The sequence below is a fragment of the Mesorhizobium sp. M0276 genome (genome assembly GCF_040321755.1).
GTDB lineage: Bacteria > Pseudomonadota > Alphaproteobacteria > Rhizobiales > Rhizobiaceae > Mesorhizobium.
On record NZ_JAMYSC010000049.1, the window covers coordinates 1 to 15,829 of the forward strand.

The window sequence follows — 15,829 nt, forward strand, 5'->3', positions numbered from 1 at the left end:
GAGAATCCTTCGACCAGGCGCTGGCCTGCTCCCGCCCCGGCGGCACCATCGGCTATGTCGGCGTGCCGCATGGCGTGAGCTTCGATGGCCAGAACCTCTTCTTCGGCCAGAAGCGCATGCTCGGCGGCCCGGCGCCGGTGCGCCGCTTCCTGCCCGACCTTATGGACCGTGTGCTCAACGGCAGGATCAAGCCCGGCAAGGTCTTCGACCTCAAGCTGCCGTTGGCCGAGGTCGCTGAAGGCTACCGCGCCATGGACGAGCGGCGCGCCATCAAGGTCATGCTTTCGGTTTGAGCGAAGATTGGGCGGACGGGCACCCACAAATCAGAAAAGGAACAACGCATATGACGATGAGATTGAAGATAGCCGCCCTTGCGCTTTCGGTCGCCACGCCGGCTTTCTCGCAAGAGTCCCCGATCGTCGGTGCGTGGCGTATGACGTCGCTCGAGGTCAGCGCAGGCGGAAATCTCAAGCCCGTACCGTATTCCGGTCAGGTCATCTTCACCGAGGCCGGCACCCTCTCGGTGCAGGCCCAGAACCCCGACGCCAAGGCGCCGGACACGCCTTACACAAAGAATGGCTACGAAGCCTATTACGGGCCGCTCGCCATCAACGACCAGGACAAGACCTTCGTCATCACGATCGAGTCCTCCCTGGTCCGCAACCTTGTCGGGAAGAGCATGAAACGCAAATTCGAAGTCTCGGACAACAAACTGGTCCTCACGCCGGACAATCCGGCCGAGGGCTGGCGCGTGACCTACGCACGTTACTGATCGGAACAGCCGGCTGTCAAAGTGTTATCGGTGGCGGCAATGGCGCGGACTTCAGAGCGAAATGGCGTGATGGCGGAACTGGTGCCAATCATGGCGGCTGTCTTCGCCGGCTTCCTACTGATCGGCTTGGCGCTACCCGTCCTGCCGCTGCATCTTCACCAGCAACTCGGCTTCGGCCCTTTCGCGGTCGGGCTGGTGACGGGCAGCCAGTTCGTCGCCTCGATGCTGTCGCGCATTGGAGCCGGAAATTATGCCGATGGGCGCGGCGGCAAGCGGGCCGTCATCGTCGGCCTCATTGCCGCTGCCCTGGCGGGGTTCATTTACCTAGGCTCGCTGGCATTGCTCGACCGGCCGGTAGCGTCCGCATCGGCGCTCTTCGCCGGTCGGGCCGTACTGGGCGCGTCCGAGAGCTTCATCATCACCGGCGGCGTCGCCTGGGGCCTCTCCCTCGCGGGCGGACAGAACTCCGGAAAGGTCATAGCCTGGGTGGGCACGGCGATGTTCGCGGCGCTCGCGCTAGGCGCGCCGATTGGATCTGCGCTTTACGCGGCGAGCGGCTTCGCCGCGATCGCACTCGCGACGGTCGGCCTGCCGCTTGCGACGCTGCTTGCCATCCTGCCTATGCGTGGCACCAGTCTCGCCGCGAGCGCCGCGCGACACTCATGGACGGGCGTGGCGCAAGCGGTCTGGCTTCCCGGAGTGGGAGCAGCTTTTAGCAGCCTCGGCTATGGTGCGATTCTGGGTTTCGGCGCCCTGCTCTTTGCCGAACGCGGTTGGCAGCCGGTCTGGCTTCCCTTCACCGCCTATGCCGCGTCGCTGATCGTGGCAAGGCTGTGCTTCGGTCACCTGCCTGACAGGTTGGGGGGTGCGCGCGTCGCCGCGATCTTCGTGGCGGTCGAGGCTGTCGGGCTCATGCTGATCTGGCTTGCGCCCGGGCCCGTTCTGGCCGCCATCGGAGCGGGCCTGACTGGCCTTGGCTACTCGCTGGTCTATCCAGGCCTCGGTGCCGAGGCCGTAAGCCGTCTTCCGCCACGCAGCCGCGGCCTGGCCATGGGACTCTACACAGTCTTCCTCGACGTGGCGCTCGGCTTCGGCAGTCCGGCGCTCGGCTTGGTGGCTGCGTCGGCCGGGCTGCAATTCGTCTTCCTGGCCGTCGCGACGGCGACGCTTCCGGCGTTGGGCATCGCTCTGCTGCTGAGTCGCCGCAACGCTCCACTATAGAGCCGGATAGTCTGGGCTCGAGATGTCGCGCAACCACGATCGTTCCCGCTTCGGGCGACATCTGCTTCCGAGCAATGCCAAAATCGACTTCTACGGCCGACATAGGCGCATTGCGGTCGAAGTGCGACGGGCACTTGAACGGCCGCTATTTCCAGCCTAGCTGCCCAGAAGTCGTCGGGTGGGATACCACCACACTGAGAAATTCGCGACGCCGGACACCTTGACTATGCCGAGCCGCGGCGGCGTTTTTACCGAAAGTCCCGTGGTTTAGGCAGCTTGATCGGCATAGTCTCCGAGTCGGGATAAGATCCCTACGAGCACATCGACCGCATCAAGGTGAAGACGCGGGATTTCCGATAAAGCTGTAGCGTTATCATGTGGTAGTCTCGCCCGCATGACGACGCTTTATGTCAATTGGCGCGCAAGACGGTGAGTCCTACAAAGCCGAACAAAACGCATCCGCCGAAATGGATCGAGCCCCAGCTCACGCGCCTCGTCGACGAAGCGCCCCACGGCCCGAACTGGCTTCACGAAATCAAGTACGACGGATACCGCATGCACGCGGGCCTTTTGCGCAACCCTCTAAAGGCGCTTTCATTTCCGGAGCCTCACACGGGCGCCGCCGCCATCCTAACCCGCTATCGCCATCACAAGCCCTACGCCAAGGCCGATTGCAACGCCCATCAGCAGCTTGCCGGCAAGATCAAGGGCGATGGCGCGGACAGGGCGCCACAAGTCCTGGCGGGGCTCTCTGAGGGCGGCAGCGATGTCATCGAATGCCCGTTCCATGCCGAGCAACATACATTGAAACCCGGAGGCTGTGAATCCCCACGAGATGGCGTCATCGCACCAGCTATTAGCGAAAGCTAAATTGGCGGACTGAGGCGTAGCGGGGTGGTGGGCATTTTAGCGCACACTAATGGAACAATCGGCGGCTTCTGAAGTTTTGAAGCGGGAAGCCCCCTTCGAGCTTCCGCAGCCCGTCTCGTCCCACCGGACAAAAGGTGCTTCGAGGCGGGCTGGAAGGCCTGCAGCGGGAGCGAAACCGCGACTAGAAACCGACTTTCGATCGAAGGGAACATTAGCGGCTTCTAAAAGTTGAAGCTTGCGTCAGTGGTGCCCCCATCCCCTGCCAAAGATCAGGCCTCGGAGAGGCGCGGGCTTCCTAAACCGGAGAGTGATCATGAACAATATCATTTGGATCGTTGGAGCGATTGTCATCGTGTTGGCGATATTGAGCTTCTTCGGGCTCCGATAGGTCACGACAAGCCGGGCCACGACCTATATCGTCAGGGTGTTCGACAAGCCCCGTTGGCGCACCATTTTTGACGACCAAGGACAAGGCCGAAGCGGACGAATTCGTGGAGCGTATCCGCCAGCTTCAGGTTGGTGACGGCTTCGATCCAGGTGTCGCCATCGCTCCCCTGATCGACAGGCACGCTCTGGCCAAGATCGAATTCCACACTCCCAAGCCCTCGCCCAAGGCGGCGCGATCCGATGCGGCGGAGGCCGGATCGGCGGTGAGGGCACTTTTTTCCAGCCGACCGTCCTCAGCGGTGTCGCAAGGGAAATGACCGTGGCGCAAGAAGAGACCTTTGGACCCTTGGCGCCGATCATTCGCTTTGAGGATGCCGATCAGGCCGTACGTGAAGCCAACGATACGATCTATGGCCTCGCCGCTTGCTTTTATGCATCGAACCTGAAGCGTGTCTGGCGTGTGGCCGAGGCGCTGGAATATGGCTGGTGGGGATCAACACAGGACGCATGTCCTCAGAAGCCGCGCCTTTCGGTGGGTAAAACAGTCCGGCATCGGGCGGGGAGGTTCCCGCCATGGACTTGAGGACTACCTTAAGATCAAATACCTCTGCGTGGGCGGAATCTGACGCGGCGTCAAACCGCGCACGGTATAGGCGAACACTTAAGGTCCGTTCAGCGCGATCGCAGGGTTCCGGACTGCCTTTTATGCGACTTTCGAAGCACAAATCATGAACATGGGATGACGGGGCATCGGATTCAAATTCGCCGCCGAGGGTCAGCTTCGCGCCCAGTATCAGACACTAAGACCAACTGCGCCCGTTCCTGGAAGCCGACATTAGACGATTAGAGACAGAACCCAATCAGAGTATTGAACGCGTGTGGTGGCAATTTGGTCCTGAGCGTTTCGACCGCGTTAAAGGTCACGGCCAAAAGCTAGTTGTTTCTAGAACCTATGCTTCCGCCCCTCCCGGTTCTACAGCGGACGCGCATACGCGACCCGGAAATATCATGCGGAATCTACTTCGTAGTAATCGATTAACCGCTTATCAGTTACCAGAATGTTGGGTCGTTGATCTCCGGCAAGAATGTCATTGATTTCGGCACCGAAGATGTCAGCGTGGCCCTCCAAAAGACCATTCCTTCCGTTGCGCCAGCCTCCGTCCCGCCTCTTGTCGTCCATGTCCCGGTCGAGGACGACATATTCGACTTTCATGTCTTCCGGTATCAGGTCCACGATTTTCAGGCGGTCGCGCTTTTTGATATTGGTCGCATCCAGGACCGCGCTTTCTCCTCGTGACAGTTTGGCGACCAGTCGCTGCGTGACGACTTCGAATATCTTCGCTTGAGGTCCGGCGACCACAGAGGTGCCGAAAAGCTCTTCCCTGACCGAGTCGGACGATACGATCTCATCTGGTGGATAGTTCGTTTTCGCATAAGTGCTTTTGCCAGCACCGCTTGGCCCGACCATCATAATGAGTTTCTGGCCACATCTCGGCCAATCCCAGCCGACCGTCTCCTTCTTGCTGCTGAAGGCGTAGGTTTTCCACGTCGCCGAGAGAGTGTTCAGCAACGTGCCTGCCGGGATTTCATTATGGGCGATGTCATTGCGCGCTTTTGCTGTTTGCCTGAGAAACGTCATTTCCCGGTATTCGAGGGTATCGCCGAGACAATCCCGCAAATATTTGTTTTCCATGTCATATCGATTGGTGATCATCTTCTCGCCGAACGGCAACGCGACGCGCCACGGCAGCTTGGCATCGATGGAGCTCGCATAGGTGTCGGCAAAGTGCCTGCACACGGTGGCGTTGAAGTCGAGCACGGGGCCGCTGACCGCGCGCCAGCGCCGGATGTCGAAGGCCTTTCTGTCGTCTGCCGCGATCAGACTTGCAGTGTGAACGAAGACATCTCCGTCAATCGTATCGACCAGTCCGTTGCCCCAGCACGGCCTGACGTCGGCATTCCCGCCATATGCCTTCTTCAACGTTTCCCATGGATCGATTGCCGAGACGGGGTCGAGGGTGACCAGATATTCTGCTAGTCTCGGATCGTAGCCGGAAAGCCGTATGGCGACCTCGATCGCCACCTTATCCAGAAGCGGCAGGGCCGCGAATCTGCCCGTCCGTCTGGAGATGTAGGTTCTCATGTCAAAAGAAGAAACGCGGCCGTTCCATTGGACAAATGCGCCAGGGAAGAGTCGGTCAAGGTCGGCCTTCGGGACATCGGGAGGAACGAGCGCTGCTAGAACAGGCTTCAGGGCCTCATTGGAGCGCCTGCGCCATTCCGCAGAATATGACCTGAAGAAGATGCTCCAGCTGTCCCATTCGTCGTTATCGATATCTTCGATGAAGAATCCGGCACCTCTGAACTCGGGTTTGTCGATCAAAGACCCGGCGGTGCGCATCGACACGCGCATTTCACCCGCAGCAATGGCCAGCCGATGAATGATCGGCCCGCCCGCTTTGCTCGGGACCGTGAAGACGGGAACGTAGCCGTCGTTTTCCAGCCTCTCGATGACAGCTTCGGCGAGGCCCGGCGCACGGTAGAGAGGTGCCTGGATGGCGACGATACCATGTTTCGTGACGGCTTCGGCGATGTCTTCGATGAAACCGGAGGGACCCGGAAGGGACCAGAATAAAGCCTTGTCGATCATTCTGCGGCCAGCAGCGTCATGCCGAGAAGTCCTGCCGTCAGGGGCGTCGGCAGGTATGAGCTTTTCTGGCGTTCGACCCCGGGCTTGGCAGGCGCAACGGCCAGCAAGCCCATCAGCGTGCCGTATTGAACGAGAGCCTCTCCGGTCATGCCACGGGCCCTGAGTTCGTCATTGAGGTCGAGGAACGCCTCGACGTCGTTGACGCTGAAGGCGGTCGGCCCGATCATTTCGAAAACTTTTCCGAGCACCTTTCCGTAATCCCCCGTCAGCCCGGTCGCCGCTGCATCGACGGCGTCTGGCATCTGCTTCGGTTTGACCCTTTGCGCGTAGCCGACATATTGCGACATCGGCTCATTCCAGCCGCCATATTGGGCGAGCAGGTCCTCGTAATGCTGGATCGAGGGACCGGGGTGTTCCTTGTCGACCATCTCGGTGAAGAATGCCGTCGACCATGGTTCAAGGATCATGATCTCGACATGGGATGTCAGCCCGGCCAGTTGGCCATCGGCGGCAACTGAGGCAGCGTGTTGCGGGCCGCCGACGAATATCACCCTGACATCCCCCTTGGTTACGGGTTTCGCGTTAATAGCCGATTTGACCCATTCGGCGGTCCACGGTGCCGATGGCTTGATGACGGCGATGGCCTTTTTGCCCTGAACTACGCGCTGGTCGCGAAGGGTGTTCGCCATTTCGGCCGCGGTGTTCACGGATAGGATTCTTACGTCGTAGTTGTCCCCGTCCGAGAAGGAGTCAGGAACCGTCTTCAGCACGGCGGGGACGATGTCGAAATCCGCGAGCTTGTTGCCGAGAATGACGGTCGCCCTTGAGCTGGAAAGCAGGATGTCGCGTTCCTGGCTCAATGTGAGCGGCGACACGGACCGCTTCTGCAGGACGTGTTTTGCAGCTTTGATCTCCCTCCTGTGCGATTTCGGATCGAAACCGACAGGGGCTTCCATCTCCGTGAAATCGAGCAGAACAGTGTCGATCTCGTCGCGGGTGCCGAGGAGGCGGACGACTGCGGTCGAGCGGAGTGTCCATCTGTCGGTGCCGATCCGTCGGACAATGCCCAACCCTTCCATTTCGTCGAGCAGGTCGTCGAAGAGGGAGAAGCGGTTCTTGTCCTTGAAGCCGGCTTCCCAGAAGCCGATCGAGTGTTCGCGAATTTCACGGGTCGTGAACCCGTCGTCCATCCGGCCTTCTGCCTCCGCCTCGAAGACGAGGCTCGCCACGACGTAGGCGATCAGCTTGTACCGTAGGTCGATGCCGAGCGTCATGTCGAAGATCGTCTTGATCTCCGATTTGGTCGTCTGGTCGTCCAGCACACTTGCGATCTGCTCCGACGGTATCTTGCGGATGGGCTTTTGTGTGGACTGTGTGATGTAGAGCACCTTCTTCAGCAGATGCTTCGCATAGGTTTGGATCAGGACAGGATAGTAGTTGGAATGAGACAGTATCCTCCAGATGTCCTGCCTTTCCAGTTCAAGGCCAAGAGCTGCGAAGGGGCGAAGCACGAGGTCCTCGGCCGCCGTGCGTCCTTCGCCAGTGAGGCTGCCGATGCGTCTCGGGTCGGCAGAAATCTGCTTGAGTGGCGGATTGCCCGTCTGAACGAGACGGGTGACGTTCGACAGTCCTGCCAGCACGAATTTGAAGCGCCTGTTGGTGTCGGTCATCAATTGCTGGAGCGCCAGGAACTCGGCATAGCCGTTCGCAGCATCGCTGACGATGAACTGGTCGCACTCGTCCAGCAGCAGGTAAATCCGGCGGCGGTTGTCATCGGCCAGCCACCTCTTGATCACCTGGGTTACCCGTGTTGCGTCGATCGGAGTATTGAGCTGGAAAATCTCAGGCAGCGCCCTCGCGATCTCCTGCCAGATAACCTTGGTCGCCAGATGCCCCTTGCCGATCTGATGGGCATCGACGAAGCCGACAAGTCTGCCCATTTTCGGGTCGTTGTTCTCCAGCTCGATATGTTTCAGGAGAGCGGTCTTGCCCATGCGGCGGCCGCCATAGACGATGTTCGAGCCGCTATCGAGGAGAATCGCCCGAATGTCCTGCGAGCGTCCGACGAACATTTCACGGGGCACAGCACTCCTCCCCCAGTCGGCATAGGGTTCGGCGAAGCTGTAGGGCTGAGCAAGTTCGATCAGCGTCAGCGCCCTGATCTGCGGTTCGCTGACAGCGTAGGAAATTGTTGCTGAATCGATCAGCAATATGCGGCGGTTGGCTGCCAGGTTCCTCATCAGGAACTTCCGGCGCTCTTCGGGTGTGACGATGTCGCTGACCATCAGGATCAGGCCGTTGCCCGTCGTCAGTTTCTGCAGCGTGCTTTCCGCAGGGAGGGTTTGGCTGACGGCCACACGGTAATTGCCCTCGGTTCGGGAGCCGAAATCAGGTAACAGCAGGCTTTCTGTGTCGGTCGGGATGTCGAGCTTAAAATCGCCGACATACATTTTTCCCTTGGCGATCGGAGGCACAGGGATGTTGGCTACGTCCTTAAACTCGGCCCTTATGCCGAATTTCTCCAGGAAACTTGCCGCGAAGGGGGCGAAGTCCTTGACATGGAACTTGCGGAACAGCTCCCGCCATTCCGTGACGATCTCGACAGATTCCTTCCGGCGGGTTTCCGAAAGCTGGTCGTAGGCTATCCCTTCAAATGCATCTCCGTTCATGATTGCGTGGGACACGTTGCTGGCGATGTCGCCGCGGTAATGTTCCAGAGCGGGAAGCACTTCATCCCGGAAGGTCTCGAACCTCCAGTTGCGGCGGCGCGATTCCGGCAGGCGGCCTTCGTTCCTGACTTCCTGGATGTGCTCTTCAGCTGTCAGGAGGTCGTCAGTTTCGCAAAGCGCCCGCAGCTTCTGGCAGATTTTGGGGTCAATGTCATTGGATGACAATTCGTCAATGTCTTTCTGGAGGCGGATGCGCGGTTCCTCCAGCAGTGCTTGGGCCCCTTCTCGAATCGTTTCGATTTCGTCCTGAGCCACGCTGACATCGAATATGCCGTCAATTTCCTCTTCGATGCGAGCGCCCGGCTCAAGGGTAATGGGGACGTCTACGGCTTCGATCTTTTCGAGACGGTCGAGGAGGGAGGCGGCCTGTTCGGCATCGGTGCCTTGCCGCAACGAGCCGAACCGCATGACGCGTTCGACAACTTTCCGAGCCTGGCCGATGTCGTCTTTCATTGATGTCTTCGCGGTGAGGATGTTTGCTTCGACTTCCTTTTCGAGGTTTTCAGCGAGTTCCTGGTTGATTTCGAGAAAATCGTCGGCATCGAGAAGCATGCGTGCGCCGACGAACGAGCCGCGGTCCATGCGTTGGCGGACGATGTTGTCGAACGCCTCGTCACGCTCCTGCCCCTTTTCAGGGAGCAGCGGGAGCTTTGCATTGCAAAGAAGGCCGACCATCTCCGCGGCGGAATACGGACTTGGAAACCAGGAGCGTCCGTAATCAAGTTCGGGAAGGAGGGCGATCTCGGCGTGGCAGGCCTGAAGGTATTCGTTGCTGTTGGCGGAGGGAACCTGTTCCCCGGAAACGATGGCCGACAGTTTCTTCAGGCGCAGAGCGACGTGCCGTGTGGCTGTTCCGATCAGGCTTTCGTCCTGAGAGGCTACTTCCACGGCCGCGGTCATATTGTTCAGGGACCGCGAAATCTTTTTCGCTAGGTCGCGGGCTTTCGGACGTTCAGCCGAGCTGGTTTCCCGCATTTCGGATTTGAGGTCGATATAGTTGTTGGCGGCATCCCGGAAATTCTCAAGGAAGGAAACCAGGCGGTTGCGCACGACGCCGTCCAGCCCCTTCGAGCGGTCCTGATGCATTGCATGCGTTTCGTCGAGCAGTTCGATGATGGCCGAACGGTCCTTGAGGCTCTCGGCAAAGCTTTTCACGACGGCCAGGGTCGTGTCGTCATCCCTGCCTTTGGTGATCTGGGTCCGCAGTTTTCCGATGAGATTGTCGTTGCGGGACAGCTCGATCTTGATCTTGTTTCCGGGCTGGTAGTTGAATCGCAGCGCCTGAAAACCTTCGATTTTTTGGAACAGGTGCGCCCGGCTTTCGCTCAGGGCTTTCGTCAGATCCATTTCATCGGCGACATTGGCGAGCATGGCCCGGGACAGGACGATCGTCGTGTGCTTGAGGGAGTCGAGGTTCTTGAAAACCTCACTCACATTTTTCCCGAGGTCTCCAGGCAACGAGTTTAAAGAACGCAGGATCTCGGCGCTCCCGTAAGATGGCGAGAAGATAGCCAGTTCGATCGCAAGGGGCATCAATGAAAGAAGCCGCGCCGCCGCGCGTTCCTCCTTGCTGTCCCGGCCGATTGCTTCGACCGAACTGAATGCCTCGCTGACCCATGACGAAACGAGAACGGGGTTGGACTGAAGGGCGGTGTGGTTGAGGTGGCCCGCGATTGCCGCAAGCTTCGCTTCCTTTGAAGTGATGACAAGCGGCCGTGACGGGTCTTCGGCCTCGGAGGCCCGTGCAAGATGGTAGGCAAGCGAATAACTTCCCGAAGCCATGAACCTGTCGAGGGACTGGTTTATCCTAAGGGTTTCGAGGTCTTCCGCTGGCGGAGTTTCAACCTCGGCTTCAGGAACCGCCACGACGGAACCGCCATCTTGCGGCAAAGGTTCTGCCATTGGCCCAACGTCGTGTTCGGCTGTTTCAGGGTCAAGGATGTCGTCTTCCGGGATGACTTCCGCGAAAACATCGTCCGCGTCATCCGGATTGTCTACCGCTTCCGTCGTTCCAGCCGCAACAGGTTCGGCGGCTGGAGCCGCTTCCCGGTCACTGTCTGCCGCCTCGGGTGTTTCTCTTTCCTGTTCCCGGACTTCGTCGGATTGAACCGTTCCTTTCCCGGAGCAGTTTCCACCGTCAGGGGACGGCAAAGCGGCCGGTGCTAGATAAGACAGGGCGTTCACCAGCGCTACGGCAATGGAGCCGATGCCAGATTCGGCTTTTCCGACCTCCTCGTTCATTGAGGGGGCGAGTAGGATTTTTTCAGCTGGCTTGGCCGCCGACATTTTCTCGTCGAGTTCTGTGTAAGCAGCTACGGCGAGCTTCGTGCCGTTAAGTGCCTCCTCCCCTTCACCAAGGCACATTTCAGCCAATTCAGCGGATGACGGCTCGATATTGCCCTCCTCCGGCAAGAGGAGCGCTGTATGTTCCGACCCGAGGAACTCGCAAATTTCAGCGGCTTCCTTGTCCAGAATCTGCACCCGGGCGAGCAATGCGGCATTCGACACCTGACGCGGCAAGGCGGCAACAGCCGCCTGTGCCTTGTCCAGAAGACCGGAAATGGCCGACAGAGAGGCTGAAAGGCTATCCCAATCGGGTTTATTCAGCTTTTCAACCCCGTGTTCTGCTTCCACCACAATAGCGCGCAAGATGTCCTCGATGCCCATGTCAGCCCCCCTTGCCTGCCCGGCTCCGGCTTCTTGTCCGGCGTCCTGCGACGCTATATTCCCGATCTCGATTTCCGCCTGTACTTCCGGCTCGCTCCGTACTTCCGGTGCGTTCCCGGTCGTGCCTGACTGGCTGTCTTCACCGGGGACGGCGACCTCTCCGTTTTCGAAACTATCGAGATAGGCTTCGTACAACGGATTGTCGGAACGGTCGTCATTGGCGAAGAACCAAAGCGACGCCTTGCGTCTCGCTTCGATAAATTCCGCAGCTTCCCTGAATTCCTCTCCGGCAGCTTTCACTGCCCGTTCGAGAGGAAGCGACGGGTTTTCGATCGCGCGGATTCTCGCGAACTCGTCGGCGAACTGCCTGTATCCGCCCTCAGACAAGCGTGCGAAGATTCCAGGTGAGGTGCCATCGTCCTCCCAGTTGGCTGGCGACAGCCGCTTTTCCTCGGGGCGGCTTTCGTCAATCGCCCGGACGGTGGTCTCGATCTTGCGGTAGAACGGCCTGAACAGGCTTTCCTTGTCCCGCCTCGATATCGCCGCCAGGATCGGCTCGGGAACCGAGAAGAGCTTCGCGACACAATCGGCAATCACTTCACTAGACGGCTTGTCTTCAGGCCATGCCTTCCCATCGCCAAGCGCTTCCCTGATCTCGGTGCGGTGGTTGTGGAGATGGCTTCTGAAAGCACCGCTGAGCGACATCCTGTCCCGCAACCAGGCTGCATTCACTTCAGGCGCGGAAGGGCGTACGGGTTCGGCTTCTTCGGCTATTGTCTGGTAGTCATCCATGCCCAAACGGCCGATACGAGGCGACGCCTTCTTCTGCTCCTGCTCCGCCAGGATCGATTTCAGGTTCTGGTAGTCTATCAAGCGCTCTTGGAATGCCGCCATCCGGTTGCAAAAGGCCTCGGTGTCGGCATATTCGATGTCGAACTCCTGCCTCAACTTTCCGGCTGCCTCGGCATAAATGGCAGCCTTCTCCGGCCTGAACATGGATTCGACGGTCATGAACTGCCTGGCAAGCAACCCGTCTCCGCCCTCATGCAATTTCTTCAATGTGTGGATCGGGGAGTCATAAAGCGTATCTACGATCGAAATCCCCGTTTCTGACTTGGTCCCGTTCTTACCTTTGCGGGCAATTTGCTCGTAGACAGGATTGAAAATCCATCTCCTCCTGTTCTTGTCGATGGTGCGAGGGATCGCCGTTTTGGCAAAAACTATTGAATCCCCCAATTGGAGCAGGGCCATCAGGAACCGCGCAAAAGACCGGTCGTCTTTGACGTCGGTCTCAGGCAGCACGACTTTCATCGGCACCTCTACCTTCATGGCCAGATCGTACAGTTTCTGCCTCGGCTTGACTGATGAATGGGCACTGAGAAGCAACACCATCCAGTCTTCCGTGATGCAGGAGGGCAACGGCCCCAGCCACATCATTTCCAGAAGAGCTTCGATTTTCGGGTCACCGTTTGCATTGGCGCGGAATTCAGCAGGAAGCGTCGTCGTTCTCGATTTCGAGAAGGAAGCTTTCGGAATGGCGGTAGCACCATGCGGTCCGTTTGTTCCGTTCATGAACGACAGGTCTCCCAAATATGCCTGCGGTTCCGGCCGCGTGTTGCCAGCATCATCCGTGCCGTCCCCGTCTTCAGGAGATGCAAGTCCATCAGACTCATCCGGCTCCTCCGGGTCTGCGGGTTCGACGGTTTCAGCCGAATCTTCGCGTTCGTCCTCTTCCGTCAGGATGTATGCGGGAATGTACTCGGCAACTTTCTTGGCGTGGAAAAGAGGTGCGGGCATCTTGACGGGCGAGCGTGTGTGGCCGAACCCGAAGCGCAGTCCATGACACAGAGCCGCTATCCTGTCCGGATCATCGCCTTCGAGGCAGTGGACAGCCAGAATGCCGATGGTGCCCGGCAGTTTGTATGGCTCTCCGGTGAGATCGCGCTCGCCTTCGATCTTGACATTCATGAAAGCCAGCGCAGGTGGAAGGTCCGTAGCCGCAGCTGCCTTCATCTGGGGGATCGGCCTGTAGACGGACAGCCCCTTGGGCAGTTTCTGGGTTCCGTCCAAATGCCCGGTGGAGATGTAGTTATCTGCAGGTCCGGCCAAGCGCACGAGGCGTCCAGGCTCGGTCAGGGTGTGTGTGTTCTGGGTCTTCGTTCCAGTCTCCGCGCCCGTTTCGGGGTCGAGAATGGCGAAGGTCTGCTCCTTGCGGGTGATGACGGTCGGCTCGATCTGGTCCTGGATGCGCACGATCCGCGCTCCCGGCCACTCGGACGGATTGAAATCTGTGCCGACAAGCTTGCACGGTTCGTCCCATCCCTTGTTGGAAAGGGCTGGCCAGAGTTTTCTGGCATGGTCTCCTTCGAACATGACAAGAGGCCTGTGGCCGCGGTCACATTCGTAACTCACGATCTCGGCGACGAACGTCTGGAAGTCCGATTTTTCCGTTTCACCGTTCCCGGTGTCGGCTTCATCCCAGCCAGCCACTGTCTTCAGCAGGTCGAAGAACGGAAGCGGATCGGTGATATCTATGGTGCCGTTGACGGGCCGCCCTGCCCTGGCTGTCGTGCTCCCGCTCTCGATATCGATGGAGACCGACAGGAAGAAGGATGACGCCTGCCGGGTGCGGGTCCGGTTCAGGGAAACGATGGAAATCCCGGTGATCGTCTCCGGCCGGATAGCAGGATCCGGGAATGCTTCGGCGACGTTGTCCCTGACCGGGGAAACAAGCGCGGAATGGCCGAACATAAGGTCGAGTACGGCAGCCTGTATGCGGAAGAACCAGTCATCCACTTTCGGGCCCTTGGTGTCGAGATACTGGACGTTGCAGTCGCCGTAGCGGGCCAGCGCCACGCGACCCGCGATCTTGTTCACGCCATCGTCGCCGAATTTGCGGGCGTGGACCAGTACGCGAGTCGGCCCGAACTCCTCGGCCAGCTTCTGCGCCAACGGCTTCCAGAGGGAAACCCGGTTTTCATACCTGTTCCGTGCTTTCCCGCCTGGAACGGCGAGAGACTTGCGGGGGCCGTGCACGCCTTCCGGCATCAGCCTGTATTCGATGCGCAGACGGCTGTTGAAGAGTGTCCGTACGGCCATCCCGATATGTTCGGCATCGGTTGCGCTTGCGGAAACGATGATCAGCACAGGCAGACTGCTGCCGAACACCTGACGGAGCCTCGCCGAATTGTCCTCCCGCAACGCATCGAAGCGTTCCCTTTGGCTTTCAAGATCGGCGGGGACTTTCACTGACGGAGGCAGATCGCCGTCGGCCAGCATTTTCCAGGTTTCGGCGATGGCCTTGTCGTCGATGTCGTTGTATCCGAGCGAGCGTGCGATCTCTTCGAGAACCATCACGGCTTTCATGGCCGGAATGTCTTCGTCGCGGCGCTTGACGCGCTTCGCCTTGTCGACAGGTTCGACAGAAAGCGGCTCGAGAACACCTTTCATGGCCTCGGCGATCCGGTCGAAGCAATCGACGCAGTCAAGCTCCGTCGCCCCCGTTGCCACGGAAGGCGTCGTTTCGTATGCCGTGGAATAGGCGATGCCGACGAATGCCCCGTCGCGCGGCCCCGACATCACGAGCTGTGCGAAGCCAAGGCCCGTATCGACGCCCGATTTGAGCGCGCCGAGCACATAGGCCGGATCTTCAGGCTCGCTGACGGCCCCTTTCAGGATCGGAACATGGAAGGAAACCGCCCGCCTTTCATCCTCGCCGAAGATGGCCGCCGTCAGTTTCCTTTGTCGGGGCAGGAATTTGGCAGGAACATCAGGCGTCCAACGCTTGCGCGATACATCGAGCCTGACGAAAGGTTGCGGCCTGCCGGGAAGCGTTTCGACGGCAAGCCGGGCCTGCATGGACCACGATCCGGCGGCGGCCGCCCTGGGGAAGGTCACGAAGCATATAGAGTTTTCACGGGAAGAAGACCGAATCAACACACGGACAGGCCCCATTCCCGGAAACAGCTCCGTCCCGGCAATGCGTCGGAATGCTTCTGCATGGATGATGTCCCGGACATCCGTGAAGTCCTTGCCCTTGCCATCCTCGGTCTCGAGCGTTTTCCGGAAAGCGATTGCGGCAGATCCCTCTATGGCGAGACGCGTGATGTCTTCGACGAAGTCGGCAGGAAGCCCTCGGGATTCCGCCCACGGAGCCAGCACTTTCGCCGCCCACATGCGGACTGCATTCGAAACGGCCTTGAGGCATTCTTCTTCAGACGCAACACATTCGGCAAAGGACTGCGGCCCCTTCTCGCTGTCGTGCCAGCCGATACCGCCCAGTTCGGAGTCCACATAGATCGGATCCGGAAGCCCGGCGGAGAGCAAGGCTCTCAATGTAGCATAAGGAAGGCGGTTTCCTGCGGCGTCTCCTGTGTTCCTGGCTGCCGTGGCCACAGCGGCGAAGGCCTGGGCCATGTCGGAATGCCAGCTTACCTTAACGCAATCCTGGGTGGGCATTTTGCCGCCAAGGAAGGACAATCCCATGACGGAGATACTTTCGGTCTTCTGTTCGGGCTTCGACAGATAAAACAT

At 59.3% G+C, this 15,829-nt stretch carries 5 protein-coding genes and 2 pseudogenes; 5 read left to right on the top strand and 2 right to left on the bottom strand.

Annotated features, from left to right (window positions below; all coding sequences use genetic code 11):
- The 5 genes and pseudogenes from NKJ01_RS28540 to NKJ01_RS28560 form a co-directional block, all read left to right on the top strand.
- Positions 1 to 293 (top strand): annotated as a pseudogene (locus NKJ01_RS28540) (IMP dehydrogenase); the annotation flags it as partial.
- Between the two features lie 50 nt (positions 294 to 343).
- Complete coding sequence (locus tag NKJ01_RS28545) at positions 344 to 772, top strand: lipocalin-like domain-containing protein (RefSeq protein ID WP_352733160.1); 429 nt, start codon at positions 344 to 346, stop codon at positions 770 to 772.
- 39 nt (positions 773 to 811) lie between these two features.
- Positions 812 to 1,993 (top strand): arabinose transporter, encoded by a 1,182-nt coding sequence (locus NKJ01_RS28550; protein ID WP_352733163.1) that lies wholly within the window; start codon positions 812 to 814, stop codon positions 1,991 to 1,993.
- A 414-nt stretch (positions 1,994 to 2,407) separates the two neighbouring features.
- Positions 2,408 to 2,863, top strand: coding sequence for a hypothetical protein (locus NKJ01_RS28555; RefSeq protein ID WP_352733166.1), 456 nt, complete (start codon positions 2,408 to 2,410; stop codon positions 2,861 to 2,863).
- A 479-nt stretch (positions 2,864 to 3,342) separates the two neighbouring features.
- A pseudogene (locus tag NKJ01_RS28560) lies at positions 3,343 to 3,876 on the top strand (aldehyde dehydrogenase family protein); the annotation flags it as partial.
- A gap of 380 nt (positions 3,877 to 4,256) precedes the next feature.
- On the opposite strand, the gene NKJ01_RS28565 reads toward NKJ01_RS28560, so the two are convergent.
- Positions 4,257 to 5,900: an AAA family ATPase gene (locus tag NKJ01_RS28565; RefSeq protein ID WP_352733169.1), complete on the bottom strand. Its 1,644-nt coding sequence runs from the start codon at positions 5,898 to 5,900 to the stop codon at positions 4,257 to 4,259.
- Positions 5,897 to 15,829: an RNaseH domain-containing protein gene (locus NKJ01_RS28570; protein WP_352733171.1), complete on the bottom strand. Its 9,933-nt coding sequence runs from the start codon at positions 15,827 to 15,829 to the stop codon at positions 5,897 to 5,899. Before NKJ01_RS28570 ends, NKJ01_RS28565 begins: the two co-directional genes overlap by 4 nt.